Here is a 19,827-nt window from a genome sequence, read left to right as displayed (position 1 = left end):
GAGGACTAGTCGCTCTCTTCGGTGCGGTGCTCGGTGGACTCGCGTCCGGCGTCGGTGTCGCGGTCGCCGAGCGCCCCGGACGCCTCTTCGGCGTCGCGTCCGGCGGTGGCGAAGGCGGCGAGACCGGAGAACGAGGCGTCCGGCGGAATGGCGGAGACGGTGCTCCGGTCCGTCCGCTCGGCCTCCCTGGGCTCGGCCGCCTCGTTCCGCTTGCTGCGCCGCCGGGGCAGTCCGCCGGGCGTGGTCTCCGCGGCCTCGGCCGGGGCGGCCGGTGCCGGGGCGGTGACCGACTCGCGGGCCGGGGCGGCCGCCGCGGTGCGGACCTCCGGCGCGGGCGCGGCGGGTGCGGCGGCAGCGGGCAGCGGGCTGAAGTACTTGTGCGGAACCACGACCACCACGGAGGTGCCGAGCCACGGGGAGTCCGCGAAGGTGACGCGGATGCCGTAGCGGCGGGCGAGGGCTCCGACGACGCGCAGACCGATGTTCGCGTCCTCGGTGATGCCGCCGAGGCCCGCTCCGGGAGCGGTGCCCGCGAGGGCGTGCTCGGCCTCGCGCTTCTTCTCCTCGCTCAGGCCCTTGCCGGAGTCCTGGATCTCGATGCCGACCCCGTTGGGCACCTCCTTGCCGGAGATGAGCACGGGCTCGGTGGGCGGCGAGTAGCGGGCCGCGTTGTCGAGAAGGTGCGCGAAGATCAGCGTGAGGTGGTCCACGAGACCGCCGTCGACGCCGAGTTCGGGCAGGTGGCGGACCTGGATCCGGTGGAAGTCCTTGATCCGGCCGATGCCGCCGCGCGCCACGCTGAGCAGCCGCTGCGGCTCCTGCCACTGCCGGCCGGGCCGGTCCGAGCCGCCGAGCACACCGATGCTGGCGGCGAGGCAGTCGGCGGGGCCGATCTCCTGGTCGAGCTCCATCAGGCCCCGGGCGACGGCCGGCAGCCTGCCGTGCTCGCCCTGCATCTCGTGCAGACGGCCGCGGAGCTTACTGGTCAGCACGTGGATGCGGTTGCCGATGCTGATGACGGCCTGCTCGGCGGAGGTGGAGCGGTCGAACTCCGACTCGAGGCCGATCAGGGCGGTGCGCAGCACCTTGCGCAGCTCGGCCTGGAGGTCGGCACTGACCTTGGCGCACTGGTTGAGGGTGGGCAGGACGTCGTCGATGGCGTCACCGGAGCGCAGCGCCTCCATGGCGGAGGGCAGTTGCTCGTCGGCGAGCCGGGCGACCGCGGCGAGCTGGTGGGAGAGCTGCTCCTGCCAGACCTCGGCCTGGTCGGCGAGCTGGGCCTCGTAGGACGTGGCCTGCTCGGTCAGCCGCTCCTCGTAGGCCCGGGAGGTGTCGGAGAGCTGCTTCTCGTACGTGGCGCTCTGGTCGGCCAGACGCCGCTCGTAGGTCGCGTTCTGCTCGGTGAGCTGGGACTCCAGGGTGGCGCGTTCGGCGGAGAACTTCCGTTCCAGGCCCGCCACGTGCTGCTGCCACTGTTGGTTGTGCTCGGCCTGCGTGGTGCGGAAGGAGTTCTCCGCCCTGTGCAGGTGTGCCCGGGTGCGCAGCAGCAGGCGTACACACACGGCACCGGCCGCCGTCGCCGCGATACCGGCGACGGCGGCGGTTATTCGCTCAGAGCTCATGAAGGTGGCGGCAACGGTCCCGCCTCCCAAGCTCAGCGGCATCAGCCACCAGCTGTACCAGGCGACAGGGGCCCGCGCCGCCGGTGGCGGAGTGGCGAGTTCCATCTGCATCCTTCGAACAAACATGATCGAACAGGGGGGTGTGGATCGCACTCATGAGTACGCACCGCGAGTCGACCGGACGCGATCGCGTCAACTCGCAGCGCCGATCGGAACCTTATCGGGTTTAGACCCGAAAGGATCAAACCAGTCGGCCTGCGGACGTGAGGGTTCCGTCACGCTCCGACAGAAGGAAACAGGTCGACAAATGTCCATGCCCGACTGCGCAGTTGACCGGTGAAACGATCGAACGCGACCGGCGGGCGGATCAGCGGGCGGTCTGGAAGGTGCGGCGGTACGCCTGCGGGGACACCCCGATCGCGGCGTGGAGATGCTGGCGCAGGGACGCGCCCGTCGCGAAGCCGACCCGGCCCGCGATCTGATCCACCGTGAGGTCACTGGACTCCAGCAGGTGCCGGGCCCGGGCCACGCGCTGCTGGATGAGCCAGCGGCCGGGGCTGAGACCCACCTCGTCGTGGAAGCGGCGGGCGAAGGTGCGCTGACTCATCCGGGCATGGCCGGCGAGGTCGGCCAGGGTGAGTGGTTCGCCCAGGCGCTCCAGGATCCAGGAGCGGGTGGCCGCGGTGCTCGCGGCGCCCTGCTCGGGCACGGGCTGTTCGATGTACTGGGCCTGGCCGCCGTCCCGGAACGGCGGGACCACGCAGCGGCGCGCGACGGTGTTGGCCAGCCTGCTGCCGTGGTCCTTGCGGACCAGGTGCAGGCAGATGTCCACGCCGGAGGCGGCTCCGGCGGAGGTGAGGAAGGGGTGGTCGTCGACGAACAGCACGTCCGGGTCGAGGTCGACGAGCGGGAACATGCGCCGGAACCGGTCGGCGACCTGCCAGTGGGTGGTCGCCCTGCGCCCGTCGAGGAGCCCGGCGGCGGCGAGGACGAAGGCGCCGGTGCAGATGGACACGATGCGGGTCCCCGGCCGGATGAGGGCGAGGGCGGCCAGGACGTCGTCCGGCACCTCGTCGGTGAGGTGGGCGGGCGCGACGGGCGCGATCACCACCGTGCCGGCCGTGGCCAGGACCTCGGGTCCGTGCTCCACGGTGACGCCGAAGTCCGCGTCGGTGCGCACCGGACCGCCGTCGACCGAGCAGGTCAGCACCTCGTACCGGCCGTCGGCCGCGCCCAGGATCCGGCTGGGGATGCCCAGCTCGAAGGGGTACACCCCGTCGAGGGCCAGGACCACCACTCGTTCGCGTCGCATGGCACGATTCTATCGAAGGTTGGCAATCTTGCCATTGGCGAGCGGTACGCGAACCGGCACGCTTGATCACCATGAGCACACAGAACACGATGCGAGCCATCAGCCAGGACGTCCTCGGCGGTCCCGAGGTACTCAAGGAAGTCGAAGTCGAGCGCCCGGTGCCGGGGCCGAACCAGGTGCTGGTCCGCGTGCGGGCCGCCGGGGTCAATCCGACCGACTGGAAGCACCGCGCGACCGGCGGCTTCCTGGGCGATGCGCCCTTCGTCCTCGGCTGGGACGTCTCCGGGGTGGTGGAGGCGGTCGGCATCGGCGTCGCGGCCTTCGCGCCCGGTGACGAGGTCTTCGGCATGCTGCCGTATCCGTACGGGCACGGCTCGCACGCCGAGTACGTCATCGCTCCGGTCCGCGCCCTCACCCACAAGCCGGCCGGCCTCGACCACGTCCAGGCGGGGGCGCTGCCGCTGGTCTCGCTCACCGCGTGGCAGGCACTGGTCGAGCACGCGGACGTGCGGCCCGGGCAGCGGGCGCTGATCCACGCCGCCGCGGGCGGGGTCGGGCATGTGGCGGTGCAGATCGCCAAGGCGCGCGGCGCGTACGTGATCGGCACCGCGAGCGCGGGCAAGCACGAGTTCCTGCGCGGGATCGGCGTGGACGAGACGGTGGACTACCGGGAGACGGACTTCACCGAGGCCGTGAAGGACGTCGACGTCGTCCTGGACACCATCGGCGGCGACAACGCCCTGCGCTCTCTGCGTGTCCTGCGCCCCGGCGGCGTCGTGGTCTCGATCCTCCCGGGCGGCTCGGACGAGTTCTACACAGAGGCCGAGCGGCTCGGCGTCCGGGGGCTCCGCATGCTCGTGGACGCCGACCGCAGCGACATGCGGGCGATCGCGGAACTCGCCGGGACGGGCAAGCTCCGCGCCACGATCGCCGGCACCTTCCCGCTGTCCGCCGCCGCGGAGGCGCACGCCTCGGGCGACACGGGCCGGACGACGGGGAAGCTGGTGCTGGTGAACGACTGAGCGGGGTGGCGGCCGGGCGGGATCACCCGCCCGGCCCAGCCTCCCGCGTCAGAACGTCAGCACCGGCTTGATCGTCTTGCCCGACCTCATGTCCTGGACCGCCCGGTCGATGTCCCCGAAGGGATAGGTGCTGATCAGGCGATGCAGCGGCAGCCGGCCCTCCTTCACCAGGCGGACCAGGGCGGGGATCATGGTCTGGGTCTCGCTGTCGCCCAGGGTGAGGCCGACGATCCGCTTCCCGCCGAGCAGACCGTTGACGTCCAGGGCGACCTCCGTGCCGAAGGGCGGGGCGCCGACCACGACCAGGGTGCCGCGGGCGGCGAGCGCGTCGACGCCCTGGCGCAGGACGCCGACGTTGCCCGTGGTCTCCACGACACCGTCCGCGCCCTGGCCGCCCGTGATGCCGGCGAGGGCCTCGGCGAGGTCCTCCCGGCTGGTGTCGACGGTGTGCGTGGCGCCCAGCTCCGTGGCCAGCGACAGGCGTTCGGCGACCCGGTCGACGGCGACGATCCTCGTGGCCGGGGTGAGGGCCGCCGCCATCACGGCCGACAGGCCGACCGCTCCGGCGCCCAGGACGACGACCGTGCCGCCCGTGTCCGGCTTCAGGACGTTCCAGACGGCGCCCACACCGGTCTGTACGCCGCAGCCCAGCGGGGCGATCGACTCCAGCGGCACGTCCGGGTCGACCTTGACCAGGCTGCGCTCGTCGGCCAGTGCCCGCTCGGCGAAGGAGGACTGGCCGAAGAAGTGACCGCCCAGGGCCTCGCCGTCCCGGCTGATGGTGTTCGAGCCGTCGGCGCGGCTGCCGCCGAGCAGGTTCAGCGGCAGCCAGGTGGCGCAGTACGCGGGGTGCCCGCCGCGGCAGTTGCGGCAGTCGCCGCAGGAGGTGAAGGAGAGCAGGACGTGGTCGCCGGGCGCGACGCCGGTGACGGCGGGGCCGACGGCCTCGACGACGCCCGCGCCCTCGTGGCCGAGGACCCCGGGCAGCGGGAAGGGCAGTCCGCCGCTCGCCACCCCGAGGTCGGTGTGGCACAGGCCGGTGGCGACCATGCGGACCAGCGCCTCGCGGGGGCCGGGTTCGTCGAGGACGACGTCGGAGAGGGTGAAGGGCGCGCCGCCGGACTCGACGACCGCGGCACGGGTGGTGGTGGGCATCGCGATGACTCCTTGACGGTGTCTCAGTCGAGCGAGACGACGACGGACTTGACCTTGGTGTAACCGGCGAGGGCCTCGGGCCCGTACTCACGGCCGTAGCCGGAGTCCTTCACACCGCCGAAGGGCACGGCGGGGTCGAGCATCGCCCAGTCGTTGATCCAGACGATCCCGGCCTGGAGCCGGCCGGCGACCCGGTGGGCGCGGGCGAGGTGGCTGGTCTGGACGCCCGAGGCCAGGCCGTAGGGCGTGGAGTTGGCGAGGGCGACGGCTTCGTCCTCGTCGTCGAAGGGCTGCACGGTGAGGACCGGGCCGAAGATCTCCTCCTGGATCACGCGGGAGTCGTTCGACAGGTCGGCGATGACGGTGGGCTTGTAGTAGTAGCCGCCGTCGAGGTCGAGCCGCTCGCCGCCGCAGACGATGCGGGCGCCCTCCTTGCGGGCCAGGGCGACGTACTCCTCGACCTTCTTCAGGTGCTTCTCGGCCGCCATCGGGCCGATGACGGTGGCCGGGTCGCGCGGGTCGCCGATCGGCACGCCGGGCACCGCCTCGGCGAGGATGCCGAGCAGCGTCGGGTACACCGAGCGGGCCACCAGCAGGCGCGGGCCGCCCATGCAGAACTGGCCGGTGTTGAAGACGAAGCCCTTGATGACCGCGGCGACCGCCTTCTCCAGGTCGGCGTCCTCGAAGACGATGTGGGCGGCGTTGCCGCCGAGCTCCATGGTGACGGGCTTGAGCGCCTCGCCGGCGACGCTCGCCACGTGCCTGCCGATCGCGGTGGAGCCGGTGAAGGCGACCTTGTCGACACCGCGGTGGCGCAGCAGCGCCTCGCCGGCCACCGGGCCGCTGCCGGTCACGACGTTGACCACACCGTCCGGTACGCCCGCCTCCTGGAGGAGCCGGGCCATGTACAGGGCGCTGAGCGGGGTCTCGTCGGCGGGCTTGTGGACGACGGTGTTGCCGGCCGCGAGCGCGGGGCCGAGCTTGGAGCCGGCGAGGATCAGCGGGAAGTTGAACGGGGTGATCGCGGCGACCACGCCGAGCGGCTCGCGCCGGGTGTAGGCGAGGGCGTTCATGGGGGTGTCGCGCAGGGCGCCGTCCTGGCTCTGGGCGAGGTTCGCGTAGTACTCGTAGTCGTTGGCCGCGTTGGTCACGTCGACGGCGCCGCACAGGGTGATCGGCTTGCCGACGTCGAGGCTCTCCAGGGCGGCGAGCTCGTCGGCGTTCTCGCGGATGAGATGGGCGACGCGATGCAGCACCCGACCGCGCTCGCGGCCGCTCATCCCGGACCAGGCGCCGTCGTCGTGGGCCTCGCGGGCGGCGTGCACGGCCGCGTCGACATCGGCGGGGCCCGCCTCCGCGACGGTGGTGACGACCGTGCCCCGGGACGGGTCGACCACCTCGGTGCGCGCCCCGTCGGCGGCCTCGCGCCACCGGCCCCCGATGAACAGCTGTCCGGGTTCCCTCTCGAAGGTGGTCATCGCCGCTCCCCAGCGTCGTCGCCAAGATTTCAACAAACAGGATTCCTGTTGGTTCGCAGTCTCTTTACAGACAGGTTTCCTGTCAATGCTCTAGCCTGCGTCCATGCTCGATTCACAGGTGACCAAGGCACCCCCTTCCCTGCTCTACATGGTCAAGCAGGTGGAGCTCGTCGTGCGCTCCCACCTGGACGAGCTGGTCAGACCCTCCGGGATCACCGCTCTTCAGTACACCGCGCTGACCGTCCTGGAGCGACACGACGGACTGTCGGCGGCCCAGCTGGCGCGCGACTCCTTCGTCACGGCGCAGTCCATCGCCGATCTCGTCCGCTCACTGGAGGGCCGCGGCCTGGTGCGCCGGGAGCGCAACCCCCGCAACCGCCGCGAGCTGCTGATCCTGCTCACCGACGACGGCCGCGAGCTGCTCACCCGGCACGCCGGGCCGGTCCGCGATCTCGAGGAGCGCATGGTGCGCGACCTCACGACGCACCAGACCGAGCAGTTCCGCCAAGCCCTCACCAAGGCCTGGCACGCCCTGTCGTAGCCCGGAGCGCACGCCTGGAATCGCGCCCGCGCTCACGCCCGCGCACTCCCCCGCGCGAACCTCGGCCAACTCGCCTGCAATTCAGAGACATATGTCAATCGAACATGCTCAAATTCACTCGTTGGAGGGTAACTTGCGGGACGGGCACCGGTTGTGAGGACCGTGACCACTCCCCACGCACGGAGCAGGCTGGAGGCGATCTCGTCGTGCGGCAGGAACCTGCACCGCTCACCCGGCATCTGCGCGTCCGCCAGGAACGGGGACACACCGTGCTGGAGTTCCGCGGCGAGATCGACCTCGCCGCGGCCACGGAGATCGCCCCGCACCTGGACCGGGAGACGAACCGCCGCGCCGCCCGGGTCGTGATCGACCTCAGCCGGATCGAGTTCTTCGACTGCTCGGGCCTGCGGTTGCTGTACCGGGCCAGGAGCCGGGTCCTCGACCGGGACGGCTACGTGCTCCTCGTCTGTGCCCACCCCCTGACCCTGCGCGTCCTGCGCATCACCGGCCTGTCCCGGCTGCTGCCGCCGCAGCCGACCCTGGACGCGGCCCTGGAACAGCCGGAGGCCACGTCCGGCTCGGTGTGACGCCCTGAGTGCGCCCTCTCGTGCTTCCGCGGAAGTCGTCCCACCCTCAACCGGCCGGTCTGGCAAGGAATGTGGCGGGCATCCGGACAGTAAGGAAGGAGGGCCGTCGCATGACGACTCCCGTCAAGCGCCTCCCCAGGCGCATGCCCGGCTGGGCCAAGGTGGTGGCCGCGCTCGTGCTGGTGCTCGTCGTGTTCTTCGCCGGGATCCGGCTCAGCGTGATCCCGGGCCTGAAGGACCTGTTCGGCACCGACACCCATGACCGGTCCGGCCCCGCGCTGCTGAAGTCCATCCAGGACATCAGCCGTTACGACGCCGCCTCCGGCAACTTCCAGGTCGTCGTGGACCTGGAGAAGGACGCCAGGTTCCTGCCCGACGCGATCCGCGGCACCCGCACTCTGTACGTCGGCGCGGGGACCGTCGACGCCTACGTCGACCTGGGCAAGGTCGGCGAGAACGACGTGAAGGTCAACGGCGACCGCACGTCCGCCACGCTCCGGCTGCCCCACGCGCAACTGGGCAAGCCGGCCCTCGACCCCGACCGCTCCTACGCCGTCTCCAAGCAGCGCGGCCTCTTCGACCGCCTCGGCGACCTCTTCTCGGACAACCCCAACGGTGAACAGGCCGTGCAGAAACTCGCGGTCCGGCACATCTCGGACGCGGCGAAGGAGAGCGAGCTGACCGCACGCGCCGAGAAGAACGCCACCGGCATGCTCGAAGGCCTGCTGCGCTCCCTGGGCTTCAAGGAGGTGAGGGTCTCGTACGGGACCTGAGCATCCCCGGACAGGGCGGAGTGCCCCGGCGCAACGCGGGCAACAGTGGCTGGGAACGACCCCCGGCGGCATCGTCGGCACGCCCGTGGGTAACCGCCCTGTCACACAGGGAAGTTGAAGAGTGGAGGAGCGTATGGCCAGTGCAGCCTCACGTCCCCGTTCCGTCGGGTCCGGGAGCGAGCGACGTCCACTGCCGCTGCCGGTCCGGCTGCTGGCGATGCTGTGCGCCTTCACGTTCATGGTCGCCTTCGCCGTGGTGCTGGCGCGGCTGACCCTGCAGCCCTCGCCCGCCTCGGAGGCGCTGACCCACACCAACCTCCGGCCCGGCGACTCCCTGAAGGCCTATCTCGACCAGCCGGAACTGCGCGACGCCGTGCGCCAGATCGGCGGCAACATCCTGCTCGGCGTCCCCTTCGGCATCCTCGTGCCCGTCGTCGCGCCGCGCACGCGCGGCATGCTGCGCGTCCTGCTGATGACCGCGATCGTGATGCTGCTGGTGGAATTCGCCCAGGGCGCCCTGGTCACCGGCCGCGCCTTCGACATCGACGATGTCATCCTCAACACGACGGGCGCACTCATCGGCTACCTGCTCCTGGGCCGCCGCATGAGCCGGGCCGTCCACGCACGCAGGCCTCGGCGCGGCCGGGCGGCCGGGAACCCGTCGGCCGGAAAGGCTTAGTGCAGGGTCCAGGTGTACTTGTCCCCGTTCACCCAGCGGACCACGTCCGGATCGTCCATGTCGTGGACCGTGATGCCGAACGCGGCCGCCGCCGCCAGTACGTCGGTGGCGGCCTTGGCCTCCCCGACCACCTGGCCGTCGATCTCCACGATCCGGAACGGCGGTGTGCCCGGCTGCACCCCGAGCACCATGATCCGCGGATGGGATATGTACGGGCTCGCGCTTTCGGTCATGCATCGAGGGTAGAGCGCAACCGGCGCCGGCGCGGGGTTCAAGCCCGTCGTGCGGTCCGCCGGGGGCTGGGGAACCCTTGAGGTTGGAGGTGGCGATGGATCCCGTCGAGGCACTGGACCGGATCGCCTTCCTGCTGGAGCGGTCCCTGGCACCGACGTACCGCGTGCGCGCCTTCCGTACGGCGGCCCGGGTACTGAAGGACCTGGGCGACGAGGAGGTGCGCCGGCGGGCGGCGGACGGTTCGCTGGAGTCGCTCAAGGGCGTCGGGCCGAAGACCGCGCAGGTGGTGCGGGAGGCGCTGGCCGGGGAGGGGCCCGGCTATCTGCGCAAGCTGGAGGGCGAGGCCACGGAGCCGCCCTCCGTACGGGGCGGCGAGCGGCTGCGGGGGCTGCTGCGCGGCGACTGCCATCTGCATTCCGACTGGTCGGACGGCGGCAGCCCGATCGAGGAGATGGGCCGGGCCGCGGCGGCGCTGGGCCACGAGTGGGCGGCGCTGACCGATCACTCGCCGAGGCTGACGGTGGCGCGTGGCCTCACGGCCGAGCGGCTGCGGGAGCAGTTGGACGTGGTGGCGGAGCTGAACCAGACCTGGGCGCCGTTCCGCCTGCTGACCGGCATCGAGTGCGACATCCTCGAGGACGGCTCCCTCGACCAGGAGCCGGAGCTGCTGGACCGGCTCGACGTCGTGGTGGTGTCGGTGCACTCCAAGCTGCGGATGGACGCCCGGTCGATGACCCGGCGGATGGTGGCCGCCGTACGCGATCCGCACTCCGACGTGCTCGGGCACTGCACGGGGCGGCTGGTGACGGGGCGGGGGCGGCCCGAGTCGGAGTTCGACGCGGACGAGGTGTTCGCGGCGTGCGCGGAGACCGGCACGGCCCTGGAGATCAACAGCAGGCCGGAGCGGCTCGACCCGCCGCGGCGGCTGCTGCGCCGGGCGGTGGACGCGGGGGTGCTGTTCTCCGTCGACACCGACGCGCATGCGCCGGGGCAGCTGGACTGGCAGATCAACGGGTGCGCGCGGGCGGAGGAGTGCGGGGTGGCGCCAGAGCGTGTGGTGACGACGTGGTCCCTCGAGGAACTGCTGGCCTGGACCCGTGAGCGGCGGGTGCCGTCCGGCGTGGCGGGCGGCTGAGGTGGTACCCGGGGGGCTCGAGAGAAGGGACCACACCCATGGACAGTGCCGGACGGGCGGCCGTGTTCGACGTCGACGGCACGCTGGTCGACACCAACCACCTGCACGTCGTGGGTTGGTGGGAGGCCTTCCGGCAGGCCGGCCACCAGGTGCCGATGCACGCGGTGCACCGGGCCGTGGGCCTGCCTTCCACAGACCTCGTCGCCCACCTGCTGGGAGACAGCCGAAACAAGGACCAGGACGCCGGCATCAGGGCCGCCCACAAGGCGCTGTACGGGCAGTACTTCGACCGGCTGCCCGCGCTGCCGGGTGCCGGGCCGCTGCTGCGCCGGCTGCACCGGGAGGGCTGGGCGGTGGTGCTGGCCACCTCGGCGGGCGGCGCCGAGCTCGGCGCGCTGCGCCGGGCCATCGACGCGGACGACGCCATCACCGCCACGGCGAGCGCCGACGACGTCGACGAGGGCAAGCCGGCACCCGAGCCGGTCGAGCACGCGCTGGAGCTGGCCGGGGTACCGGCCGAGCGGGCGGTCTTCGTCGGCGACACCGTGTGGGACATGCTCGCGGGCAGCCGCGCCGGGGTGCGATGCGTGGGTGTGCTGTGCGGCGGCATCCCGCGTGCCGATCTGGAGAAGTCCGGCGCGGACGCGGTCTACGCCGACCCCGCGCACCTGCTGTCCTCCCTCCGCGGCAGCCCGCTGGCATGAGACCGGCATGAGGCGGCGTGAAACCCGCGGTCACGCGGATACTCGCAGCGCATGACGCGGGTGACGAGGGCGGTACGGCGGACGGCTCGAGGCTTCCGCCCAGGGCGGGACAGAGGAACGTCGGCCGGTGAGGAGCCGGGACGGGTCCGCGCCTTGGAGCACGAGGCCCGCGGTACCCGGCCGGTGGATGCCGTGGGGCGGGAGACGCGGGCCGCCTGGGACGCCCTGCGAGCCGCCTGGACAGGGCCCGGGCGCGAACGCGATCTGGTCGTCCAGTCGCTGAAGGCCGCCGCGGCGGCGGTGCTCGCCTGGCTGGTGGGCGGCGTCTGGATGGGAGACCCGCTCGCGCTGATGGCGCCGTGGGTGGCACTGGTGCTGGTGCAGGCCACCGTCTACGGCTCGCTGGTGCAGGGCGCCCGGCAGTTCGGGGCGATCTGCGTCGGCACCGTGCTGGCCTCGGCCGCACAGGCGCTCACCGGCGACACGACGGGCGCGCTCGCCCTGTCCGTGCCGGTGCTGATGCTGCTCGCGAACTGGCCCCGCTTCGGTGACCAGGGCATCTACGCGGCGACCACGGCCTTGTTCACCCTCACCGCGGGTTCCGTGAGCATGTCCAGCGTCGGGCACCGGGTGGGACAGGCGGCACTCGGCGCGGTCATCGGCCTCGCGGTCAACGCGCTCGTCCTGCCGCCGGTCCATCTGCGCGACGTACGGGAGAACCTGGCGGCCCTCGCCCGGGAGGCGGGCGACGTTCTGCGCACCGTCGCCGCCGACCTGCGCGAGGGCGAATGGGACGCGCAGACCGCCGCCGGCTGGCTCAGTGCGTCGTCCCGGCTGGACAACCGTCTGGAGGCGCTGCGCTCGGCACGCCGGTGGAGCCGGGAGAGCCTGCGCCTGACCTACGGCCCGCTGCGCGCCCTGCACCGCGTGCCGCACGGGGGTGCCCTGCCGCCGGTGGACGAGGACGAGCGGTTCAGCCGGGTCACCGGGCACGTCACCGCGCTGACCCGGGCCCTGGCGGTGTCCGTGGACGACAACCGGACGCCCGCCCCGCCCGGGGGCCCGGCCCTCGACGCGTACGCGCGCCTGCTGGACCTGATCGGGGACGCCTGCCACGCCGAGGCCGACAGCCTTCTCGACGGCAGCGTGCGGCCCCGTCCGGACGAGGAGACCGTGGAGGCGATGGGCGAGCTGCACCAGGAGCTGCAGGAGAAACTGCGCCGGCATGCCGGGGAGGGGGCCGTGCACACGGTGGTCCTGGGCACGCTGCTGCTCCAGGCGGAGAACCTGTGGGCCGAGACCGTCCCGGACGACCGGGGGCAGTGACCCACCTCACCGGACGGGGCGTCCGAGCGTGGAACACCCAGCGATGGTTGCCCGTTGAACAAGGTGTGGGGACGCGCCCACACCCTGAGCCGCCCCGGCCGCGATTCCCCCGTCCGGCCGGGGCTTCCCCCTGTTGCCACCCGGGTACTCGGTCACCGCTCGCGGAACCACGCGGCCGAGAGGAGCGGAAGGTGAGCAGCACAACGGGCAAGAGGATCGTAGTCACGGGCGCCACCGGCAATGTGGGCACCAGCGTGGTGCGCCTGCTCTCCGAGGATCCGGAGGTCGCCTCCGTGCTGGGCCTGGCCCGGCGGATCCCCGAGTGGTCGCCGCCGAAGACGGACTGGTCCGCGGTCGACCTGGCCTTCGCGGAGTCCGACCTCGTGGAGCGGTTCGCGGGCGCCGACGCGGTCGTCCATCTGGCCTGGGCGTTCCAGCCGACGCACGACCCCGCGAAGACCTGGCGCACCAACGTGCTCGGCAGCATGCGGGTGTTCGAGGCGGTGGCCGCAGCGGGGGTGCCGGCGCTGGTGCACGCCTCGTCGGTCGGCGCGTACTCGCCGGGTCCCAAGGACCGGACGGTGGACGAATCATGGCCGACGCACGGCTGGCCGGACGCCGCGTACTGCCGGGAGAAGGCCTACTTGGAGCGTGCGCTGGACACGTTCGAGCGCGATCACCCCGAGACCCGGGTGGTGCGGATGCGGCCCGCCTTCCTCTTCCAGCGGGAGTCCGCGAGCGAGCAACGCCGTATCTTCGGCGGGCGTTTCCTGCCGGGCCCGGCGGCCCGTCCGGAGCTGCTCCCCTTCCTGCCCGACATCCCGGGGCTGCGGGTGCAGGCACTGCACACGGACGACGCGGCGCAGGCGTACCGGCTGGCGGTGCACTCCGAGGCGCGCGGCGCGTTCAACCTCGCGGCCGAGCCGACGGTCGACGCGGAGCTGCTGGGCAGGATGTTCAGCGCCCGTCCGGTGCGGCTGCCGCGCACGGCGGCCCGTTCCGCGATCGCCGCCGCCTGGGGCCTGCGCCTGTTGCCCGCCTCACCGCATCTGTTCGACGCGGTGCTGCGGCTGCCCCTGATGGACTGCGCACGCGCGCACAGGGAACTCGGCTGGCGGCCGGAGCACACGGCGCCGGAGGTGCTGGAGCAGTTCCTCCAGGGACTCCAGCAGGGTGCGGGCGCGCCGACGGAACCGATGCAGGGACACAAGGTGGGCTGACCGCAGTCCCCCCCCCGCAGACGACCGATGGCCGCAGCGGGCCCCCACGGTCGGCTGCGGCCATCGGCGTTCATCGGCGCCCGGGGGCGCTCAGTCGGCGGGTTCGTCCGGCACCGGATGCTCGGGGTGCACCGTGCTCTGCTGGGGCGCCCCCTGCCGGCCCGTCCCCGCCTCGTCCGTGTCGGGGACGTCGTCGGCGGGCTCGTCGGCCCGGTCCTTCCCGTCCTTGTCGTCCTCGCCGGTGCCCGTGAAGCGCGGGGCGACCTCCCACGGGTCCTCGCCGACGTCGGCCTGCTGGTCCGGCATGTCCCGCGGGACGGGCTCACCGTTCTCGCCGGGTCCTTCGAGGCGGTGGTCGGTCACGGCGTACTCCCTTCGTGGTCCGGGCGCCACGCGAGTACCTCCGCCGTGACCTGCGAAACCTCAGCGCGGTGCCCGCTCGCGAAGTGCCGCGTGCCACGCGGGAAGCGGACTCTCCGGCGCCGGATCGGGACGCCGCCCGCCACGTGCGAAGAAGTCGGCGAGCGGCAGGATCGCGGCGCCGACCGTGACCGCGTCGGGCCCGAGCCGGCCCAGCTCGACGGCCACCTTCCCGGCCGGGTGGCGCAGCGCGTAGGCCATGGCGTGGCGGCGTACGGCGGGCAGGAAGCGGGCGCCGAGGGCCAGGCCCGCCCAGCCGCCGATGAGGATGCGCTCGGGCTGGAAGGGGTTGATGAGGCCGGAGAGACCGGCGCCCAGGTACTCGGCGGTCTCCTCCAGGACGGCCAGCGCGGCCGGGTCGGCCTCGCCGGTCCCGGGCGGGTATGCGGCGGCGAGCATCGCGGTGAGCGCGGACTCCTCGTCGGCTCCGTCCTGTACCCGGCCGCCCTCCTCCCGCCAGCGGGCGAGCAGCGACTCGGCGCCCGCGTAGGCCTCCAGGCAGCCGAGCGCCCCGCAGCGGCAGCGACGGCCCCGGACCCGCACGGTCAGGTGCCCCCATTCGACCGCCCGGCCCTGCTCCACCTCGGGGGTGACGAGGCTAGCGCCGACGCCGGAGCCGAAGAGGACCACCACGGCGTTGTCCGCGCCGCGTCCCGCGCCGAACCACATCTCGGCCTGGCCCAGCGTCTTGGCTCCGTTGTCGATGAAGAACGGGACGGTGTCCGGCAGCGGGGTTCCGGTGCGGAGCAGGGCCTCCAGCGGGACGGCGTCCCAGCCGATGGTCTGCCCGTGCACGAGCGCGCCGCGGTCGGGGGTGCGCTCGACGATGCCGGGGACGCCGATGCCAACGCCCAGAAGCCTTTCGTGCGCGAGGCCGGCGGTGTCGAGCACCTCGGCGATGCCCTGGCGGATGTGGTCGACGACGACCTCGACCTCGTAGCGCCGGCCGGCGAGCGGGCGCTCGACGCGGGCCAGCTCGGTGAGAGTGAGGTCGAACAGTTCGACACGCACCCGGGTCTCGCCGACGTCGACGCCGATCATGTGGCCGCTGCAGGGCGCGACGCGCAGCAGGGTGCGGGGACGGCCGCCGTCGGAGTCGACGCTGCCGGCCTCCTCGACCAGCCCGTCGGCTACCAGATCGGCGACGACGTTGCTGACGGAGCCGGAGCTCAGTCCGGTCGCCGGGCCGAGGGCGAAGCGGCTGAGCGGACCGTCGAAGTAGAGCCGTTGCAGCACGGCCGTGCGGTTGGCCCGCCTGAGATCGCGCACCGTGCGCCCGTTCCGCCCCGCCATGTGGCTCCTTCCGCCCCTTGTCCGACCCGCAACATACCGCCGGGGACATACCGCCGGGGCGGGCTGGGCGCGACGATCCGCCACCCCTTATTTCACGCTGTGAGGTTTCTTGCCGAGGAGTTCCTCGATCTCGTCCAGGGCCGCGACGAGTTCCGGGGCGACCGCGCTCTGCACCCAGCGCACCTGTTCCTCGCCGCTCTCGCGCGGAACCGTCTCGGTGAGCATGATCAGGTAAAGATAGGCGCGGTACAGGGCGAGACGGAGGCGGGCCGGGGCGTCGAAGTCGGCTCGGCCGCCGGCCTCCCGGTAGCCCGATAGCAACGCCTCGTCCTCCTTGATGTCCCCCAGCAGTGCCAGGGAGACGAATTCGGCGAGGGGGTCGCCCCAGAACATGCGCTCCCCGTCGATGAGGCCGCCGATGCGGACGTCCCCGTCCGAGCGGTCGACGAGGATGTTGCCCCGCCACAGGTCGAAGTGCACGAGGCATGCGGCGGTGACCTCGTCGAGGGCGCCGTACGCGGAACGGGCGGTACGGGCCACCGCGTCGACCGGGCGGGGCAACCGGGCCCCGTAGCGCCGGGCGTCGTCGAGGACGGCGTCGAACATCGTCGCGAACGCGGTCCGCCAGTCGGGGGCGAGCGGTCCGAGGGCGCCGGAGGGATAGCCGAAGCCGGGGCCCGTCACGCCGTGCAGCCGGGCCGTCCGGCGCCCCAGCTCCGTGCGCAGCGCGGTCTGTTCCGACGCCGTGAGGGAATCGCTCCAGGAGTCGCCCGGGCAAGCCGTCATCAGCAGGAAGTCCTCGCCCAGGGAGACCAGCCGCGGCGCGGGGACGCCGACACGGGCGGCCGAGCGGTAGAACTCGGCCTCCGAGACGAGCAGTCGCCGCTCGTGGCGCAGACCGGGGGTGGCCGCCGGGGGCGGGACCTTGAGTACGTAGCGGTCGCCGTCGGTGAGGCGGAGTTCCTCGACGGTGTTGTACGTGCCGCCGGTCAGCGGGCGGAGGTGGGCGAGGCGGCCGGGTTCCAGGCCCGCCACCTCCAGGATGCGCCGGGCCCGTTCCCAGGAGTCCACCACCGTGCGCCCACCTCTCCCCCACGACTTCGGTCAGCCGGCCGCGTACACGTCCTCGACGTAACGCCCGTCCGCGACCAGCCCGTCGAGCCACTGCTCGGCGGCCGTCTCGTCCGCACCCGGCGTGTGCTTGCGGTACAGCGTACGGAACGCCTCCCGCACCCCGGGCGCCATCCGGGAACCGTCGCCGCAGACGTACACCCGCGCTCCGGCGGCCAGCAGGCCCCAGACCTCCTCGGCCTCGGCGGCGATGCGGTGCTGCACGAACCGCACCTCGCCCTCGGGGGTCTCGCTGAAGGCGGGGCGCAGCGAGACGGCCCCGGCGGTGTCGGCGGCCGTCAGCTCGTCGGCGTGCATGAAGTCCGCGTCGGGCGCGTCACAGCCGAAGTAGCAGACGGCGGGGGCGAGTTCGGCGCCGGTGGCGAGAGCGGCCGTGCGGTCGGCGACGGCGCCGCGGAACGGGGCGAGGCCGGTGCCCGCCGCGACCATGACGACCGGTGCGGATCCGCTGGTGGCGTCGATGCGGAAGGCCTCCCGGCACGGTTGCACGCGCGCGTAGAGCGTGTCGCCGGGCTCGACCGCGTTGAGGTGGCCGGACCCGGTGCCCCGGTAGACGCCCTTGCCGGAGCGGGCGGGTGCCTGCAGCAGCGACACCATCAGGTCCACGTGGCCGGGGTCGACGGCGGGCGAGGAGGAGATGGAGTAGTGGCGGGGGCGCAGCGGGGTGAGGAGGTCGAGGAGCCGCGGCCAGTCCAGGGCGCCCCGCAGGGCCGGGTGGTCCTCGAGGATCTCCACGAGGGTGCGCGGGTCGTCGGTGAGGGCGGCCAGGGCCATGCGCTCCGGCGGGCACGGGTTGGCGGCGGCGAGCGCGGCCAGCTGTCCGGCGCTCGGGCGCTCCTGGAGCTCCACGTGGTGGGTGAGGAGCTGCCGTACCGTGACGGGCCTGTCGACGGCGATGCCGTCGCGGCGCGGGCGGATGGCGCGGATGTCCAGGACCGTGTCGAGGTCGACGCCGAGCGCGGTGGCGGTGCGGGTGACGAGCTCCGGGTCGTTGGCGGGCAGCACGGTGAGGTGGTCGGCCGTGCGGTAGGTGACGCCGTCCGGGAGGGCGACGCGCAGGAACCGCTTGCGGCGCGCGTAGCCGGGCGCGGTGAGGTCGTAGGCCTCGGTGACCCGCATGGGGACCAGTTCGTGCCGTTCGGCGAGGGCGTCCAGCGGGCCGCCGGTCAGGGTCCGGACCTCGTAGGCGGTCGTGGGCTCGGGGTCCGGGGCCGTGGCGTCCGGGTCACCGTACTGCCGCAGGAGGGCGGTACGCAGGGCCGTCGTGAACTCCCGGACGGTGCCGGTGAGGTCGCCGGAGGCGTCGGCGGCGGCGCGGTCGAGGAGCCGGGTGGCGCCGGACTCCACGAGCCGCTGATCGATCCGGGTGGGGACGTGCTGGTAGGTGGCGGCCCAGTTGCGGTCGCCGACACCGAGGACGGCGTACGTCACGCCGGACAGGTCGTGGTCCTCTTCGAGGCGGGCCGCGAAGGTGGTGGCGTCGTCGGTGGGGCGGCCGTTGTAGGAGGCGGCCGTGATGACGACGGGACGGTCGGTGGGCAGGCCACCGGCGTAGGCGTCCAGGGCTGCCACCTGGGTCTCGCAGCCGACGGCGGCGGCCTCGTCCGCGAGCTGGGCGGCGAAGTCGCGGCAGGTGCCGTAGTTGCTGCCGTGCAGGAAGAGGGCGGCGGTGCCGGGGCGGACGCGCGCGGGCAGGTCCCGCGGCTCGGCCGAGCCGGTGTCCTGGAGCGGGGCGGCGCCGGGCAGCGGCGTGTGGACGCGGTCGGCGGAGGTGCGCCGGGTGAGCGCGAGGGTGAAGCCCTCGGGCTTGAGGGTGAGGGTCTCCTTGATGTCGAGACGGTAGTCGGCGTGGTCGCCCAGCCGGTAGCGGTGGACGAGCATGGCCAGCAGCATGGTCGCCTCGTGCAGCGCGAACTGGCGTCCGATGCAGGCGCGCTCACCGGTGCCGAACGGCTTGAAGGCGTGCACCGGGCGCTCCGCCTCCGCCTCGGCCGTGAAGCGGGAGGGGTCGAACAGTTCGGGGTTGTCGCCCCAGACGGGCTGCCGGTGCAGCATCGGCGTGAGGACCAGGGCGGACTGTCCGGCGCGCATCGGGATGCGGCCTCCGAGGAGTGTGTCCTCGCGGGCCTCCCGGGAGAACACGGCGGCCGTGGGCCAGAGCCGCAGCGCCTCGTTGAGGACCTGGCGGGTGTAGGTCAGCCGGCCGATCTCGTCGTACGCCGGCTCGATGTCCGCCGTGTCGCCCCACAGCTCGTCGACCTCGCGCTGCACCAGCTCGAGCGCCGTCGGGTGCTTGGCGAGGTAGTACAGGGCGAAGGACATGGCGCCGGAGGTGGTCTCGTGGCCGGCGATGAGGAACGTGATGACCTGGTTGCGGATGTTGGCCGTGTCGAGGGTGGTGCCGTCGGCCGGGTGCTCGGCGGTGAGCATCAGGCCGAGGAGGTCGTCGGCCTGGCTCTGGTCGGTGCCGGTGCGGGCGGCGATGACCTCGTCGACGACCTGGGCGAGGTAGGCGGAGTCGTCGCGGAAGGCCGCGTCCTGCGCCGAGTAGTCCTGGCCCGGGACGCGGGCGAGGCGGGTCATGCTCCATTCCAGGCAGCGGACCATCGACTCGACGAAGGGGTGCGGCTCGGCCCGTTCGAAAGAGCCGAAGTCGTATCCGAAGCCGGCGAGTCCGATGGTGTCGAGCGTCATGCGGGTCATGTCGCCGGGCACGTCGACGGGCTTCCCCCCGCCGGCGTCGCGGTCCCAGGACGCGATGAGCCGCTGGGCGACCCGCAGCATGACAGGGTGGTACGTCCGCATCGAGCCGAGCGCGAAGGCGGGCATCAGGATGTCGTGCGCCTTGGCCCAGTTGGGCTCGTCGTTGTAGGCGGTGAACAGGCCGTCGGCGGCGAATTCGCGGACGTTCTCCAGACCGGGCCCGATGTGCTTGGCGAACCGCTGCTCGTCCGCGAGGTCGGCGACCAGGTCCAGGTCGCCCACGAACAGGGTGTCCCGCCCGTGGAGCCGCCGGACGAACGCGGGCCCGTGCGCGCGCATCAGGTCCATGGCCTGCTGGATGGGCGCGGGGCCGGGGCCGGTGGCGGTGATGTCGGCGACGGGGATGTCGTCGCGGGTGTCTGCGGGGCGGGAGGTCTGTCCGGTGGGGGGCATGACGCGGCAACTGCCTTTCGCGGTACGGAAGTACTGCGA

18 protein-coding genes are annotated in these 19,827 nt (G+C 72.8%); 9 read left to right on the top strand and 9 right to left on the bottom strand.

Annotated features, from left to right (window positions below; all coding sequences use genetic code 11):
- Window positions 1-5: 5 nt before the first annotated feature.
- A complete protein-coding gene (locus AC07DF_RS08755; RefSeq protein ID WP_478968335.1) occupies window positions 6-1,727 on the bottom strand; it encodes a sensor histidine kinase in 1,722 nt (573 codons plus the stop codon).
- A 262-nt stretch (window positions 1,728-1,989) separates the two neighbouring features.
- Window positions 1,990-2,934, bottom strand: a complete 945-nt coding sequence (locus AC07DF_RS08750) for a GlxA family transcriptional regulator (RefSeq protein WP_478968334.1) — start codon at window positions 2,932-2,934, stop codon at window positions 1,990-1,992.
- 71 nt (window positions 2,935-3,005) lie between these two features.
- On the opposite strand from AC07DF_RS08750, the gene AC07DF_RS08745 reads away from it, so the two are divergent.
- Complete coding sequence (locus tag AC07DF_RS08745) at window positions 3,006-3,956, top strand: NADP-dependent oxidoreductase (RefSeq protein ID WP_478968331.1); 951 nt, start codon at window positions 3,006-3,008, stop codon at window positions 3,954-3,956.
- A 48-nt stretch (window positions 3,957-4,004) separates the two neighbouring features.
- Here the strand turns inward: AC07DF_RS08745 and AC07DF_RS08740 are convergent, their stop codons facing one another.
- Window positions 4,005-5,111 (bottom strand): NAD(P)-dependent alcohol dehydrogenase, encoded by a 1,107-nt coding sequence (locus AC07DF_RS08740; RefSeq protein ID WP_478968329.1) that lies wholly within the window; start codon window positions 5,109-5,111, stop codon window positions 4,005-4,007.
- A gap of 23 nt (window positions 5,112-5,134) precedes the next feature.
- Complete coding sequence (locus AC07DF_RS08735; protein ID WP_478968327.1) at window positions 5,135-6,589, bottom strand: aldehyde dehydrogenase family protein; 1,455 nt, start codon at window positions 6,587-6,589, stop codon at window positions 5,135-5,137.
- Between the two features lie 103 nt (window positions 6,590-6,692).
- On the opposite strand from AC07DF_RS08735, the gene AC07DF_RS08730 reads away from it, so the two are divergent.
- The 4 genes from AC07DF_RS08730 to AC07DF_RS08715 all read left to right on the top strand — a co-directional run bounded on the left by AC07DF_RS08730 (window position 6,693) and on the right by AC07DF_RS08715 (window position 9,169).
- Entirely contained in the window at window positions 6,693-7,130 is a 438-nt protein-coding gene (locus tag AC07DF_RS08730; RefSeq protein ID WP_478968326.1) for a MarR family winged helix-turn-helix transcriptional regulator, read from the top strand.
- A gap of 206 nt (window positions 7,131-7,336) precedes the next feature.
- Window positions 7,337-7,717, top strand: coding sequence for an anti-sigma factor antagonist (locus AC07DF_RS08725; protein ID WP_478968324.1), 381 nt, complete (start codon window positions 7,337-7,339; stop codon window positions 7,715-7,717).
- A 110-nt stretch (window positions 7,718-7,827) separates the two neighbouring features.
- Complete coding sequence (locus AC07DF_RS08720; protein ID WP_478968322.1) at window positions 7,828-8,490, top strand: DUF4230 domain-containing protein; 663 nt, start codon at window positions 7,828-7,830, stop codon at window positions 8,488-8,490.
- A gap of 133 nt (window positions 8,491-8,623) precedes the next feature.
- On the top strand, window positions 8,624-9,169 hold the full coding sequence (locus AC07DF_RS08715) for a VanZ family protein (RefSeq protein WP_478968320.1): 546 nt from the start codon (window positions 8,624-8,626) through the stop codon (window positions 9,167-9,169).
- Here AC07DF_RS08715 and AC07DF_RS08710 read toward each other — a convergent pair.
- A complete protein-coding gene (locus tag AC07DF_RS08710; RefSeq protein WP_478968318.1) occupies window positions 9,166-9,402 on the bottom strand; it encodes a hypothetical protein in 237 nt (78 codons plus the stop codon). The genes AC07DF_RS08715 and AC07DF_RS08710 overlap by 4 nt on opposite strands.
- Window positions 9,403-9,497: 95 nt before the next feature.
- On the opposite strand from AC07DF_RS08710, the gene AC07DF_RS08705 reads away from it, so the two are divergent.
- The 4 genes from AC07DF_RS08705 (at window position 9,498) to AC07DF_RS08690 (ending at window position 13,788) form a co-directional block, all read left to right on the top strand.
- Window positions 9,498-10,538 carry a PHP domain-containing protein gene (locus AC07DF_RS08705; RefSeq protein ID WP_478968316.1) on the top strand — a complete coding sequence of 347 codons (1,041 nt, stop codon included), beginning with the start codon at window positions 9,498-9,500 and terminating at the stop codon, window positions 10,536-10,538.
- A gap of 38 nt (window positions 10,539-10,576) precedes the next feature.
- Entirely contained in the window at window positions 10,577-11,242 is a 666-nt protein-coding gene (locus AC07DF_RS08700; protein WP_478968314.1) for an HAD family hydrolase, read from the top strand.
- 153 nt (window positions 11,243-11,395) lie between these two features.
- Window positions 11,396-12,568, top strand: coding sequence for an FUSC family protein (locus tag AC07DF_RS08695; protein ID WP_478968312.1), 1,173 nt, complete (start codon window positions 11,396-11,398; stop codon window positions 12,566-12,568).
- A gap of 191 nt (window positions 12,569-12,759) precedes the next feature.
- Window positions 12,760-13,788 (top strand): SDR family oxidoreductase, encoded by a 1,029-nt coding sequence (locus AC07DF_RS08690; RefSeq protein WP_478968310.1) that lies wholly within the window; start codon window positions 12,760-12,762, stop codon window positions 13,786-13,788.
- Window positions 13,789-13,878: 90 nt separating this feature from the next.
- Here AC07DF_RS08690 and AC07DF_RS08685 read toward each other — a convergent pair whose 3' ends face one another.
- The 4 genes from AC07DF_RS08685 to AC07DF_RS08670 form a co-directional block, all read right to left on the bottom strand.
- Window positions 13,879-14,151 carry a hypothetical protein gene (locus AC07DF_RS08685; RefSeq protein ID WP_478968308.1) on the bottom strand — a complete coding sequence of 91 codons (273 nt, stop codon included), beginning with the start codon at window positions 14,149-14,151 and terminating at the stop codon, window positions 13,879-13,881.
- A 60-nt stretch (window positions 14,152-14,211) separates the two neighbouring features.
- A complete protein-coding gene (locus AC07DF_RS08680) occupies window positions 14,212-15,501 on the bottom strand; it encodes an ROK family protein (protein ID WP_478968306.1) in 1,290 nt (429 codons plus the stop codon).
- Between the two features lie 87 nt (window positions 15,502-15,588).
- Entirely contained in the window at window positions 15,589-16,575 is a 987-nt protein-coding gene (locus tag AC07DF_RS08675) for a phosphotransferase family protein (protein ID WP_478968304.1), read from the bottom strand.
- 30 nt (window positions 16,576-16,605) lie between these two features.
- Window positions 16,606-19,788, bottom strand: coding sequence for a bifunctional cytochrome P450/NADPH--P450 reductase (locus AC07DF_RS08670; protein WP_478968302.1), 3,183 nt, complete (start codon window positions 19,786-19,788; stop codon window positions 16,606-16,608).
- Window positions 19,789-19,827: the final 39 nt, after the last annotated feature.

This window comes from Streptomyces sp. NPDC044719 (genome assembly GCF_056433405.1).
Note: the sequence above shows the minus strand (reverse complement) of the source record. Positions and strands in the feature narration are given on the sequence as shown.

Coding starts and splice junctions, on each gene's coding strand:
- AC07DF_RS08735 (WP_478968327.1), bottom strand. CDS start 6,589: ATGACCACCTTCGAGAGGGAACCCGGACAGCTGTTCATCGGGGGCCGG.
- AC07DF_RS08700 (WP_478968314.1), top strand. CDS start 10,577: ATGGACAGTGCCGGACGGGCGGCCGTGTTCGACGTCGACGGCACGCTG.
- AC07DF_RS08745 (WP_478968331.1), top strand. CDS start 3,006: ATGAGCACACAGAACACGATGCGAGCCATCAGCCAGGACGTCCTCGGC.
- AC07DF_RS08680 (WP_478968306.1), bottom strand. CDS start 15,501: ATGGCGGGGCGGAACGGGCGCACGGTGCGCGATCTCAGGCGGGCCAAC.
- AC07DF_RS08740 (WP_478968329.1), bottom strand. CDS start 5,111: ATGCCCACCACCACCCGTGCCGCGGTCGTCGAGTCCGGCGGCGCGCCC.
- AC07DF_RS08715 (WP_478968320.1), top strand. CDS start 8,624: ATGGCCAGTGCAGCCTCACGTCCCCGTTCCGTCGGGTCCGGGAGCGAG.
- AC07DF_RS08750 (WP_478968334.1), bottom strand. CDS start 2,934: ATGCGACGCGAACGAGTGGTGGTCCTGGCCCTCGACGGGGTGTACCCC.
- AC07DF_RS08705 (WP_478968316.1), top strand. CDS start 9,498: ATGGATCCCGTCGAGGCACTGGACCGGATCGCCTTCCTGCTGGAGCGG.
- AC07DF_RS08710 (WP_478968318.1), bottom strand. CDS start 9,402: ATGACCGAAAGCGCGAGCCCGTACATATCCCATCCGCGGATCATGGTG.
- AC07DF_RS08670 (WP_478968302.1), bottom strand. CDS start 19,788: ATGCCCCCCACCGGACAGACCTCCCGCCCCGCAGACACCCGCGACGAC.
- AC07DF_RS08720 (WP_478968322.1), top strand. CDS start 7,828: ATGACGACTCCCGTCAAGCGCCTCCCCAGGCGCATGCCCGGCTGGGCC.
- AC07DF_RS08730 (WP_478968326.1), top strand. CDS start 6,693: ATGCTCGATTCACAGGTGACCAAGGCACCCCCTTCCCTGCTCTACATG.
- AC07DF_RS08755 (WP_478968335.1), bottom strand. CDS start 1,727: ATGGAACTCGCCACTCCGCCACCGGCGGCGCGGGCCCCTGTCGCCTGG.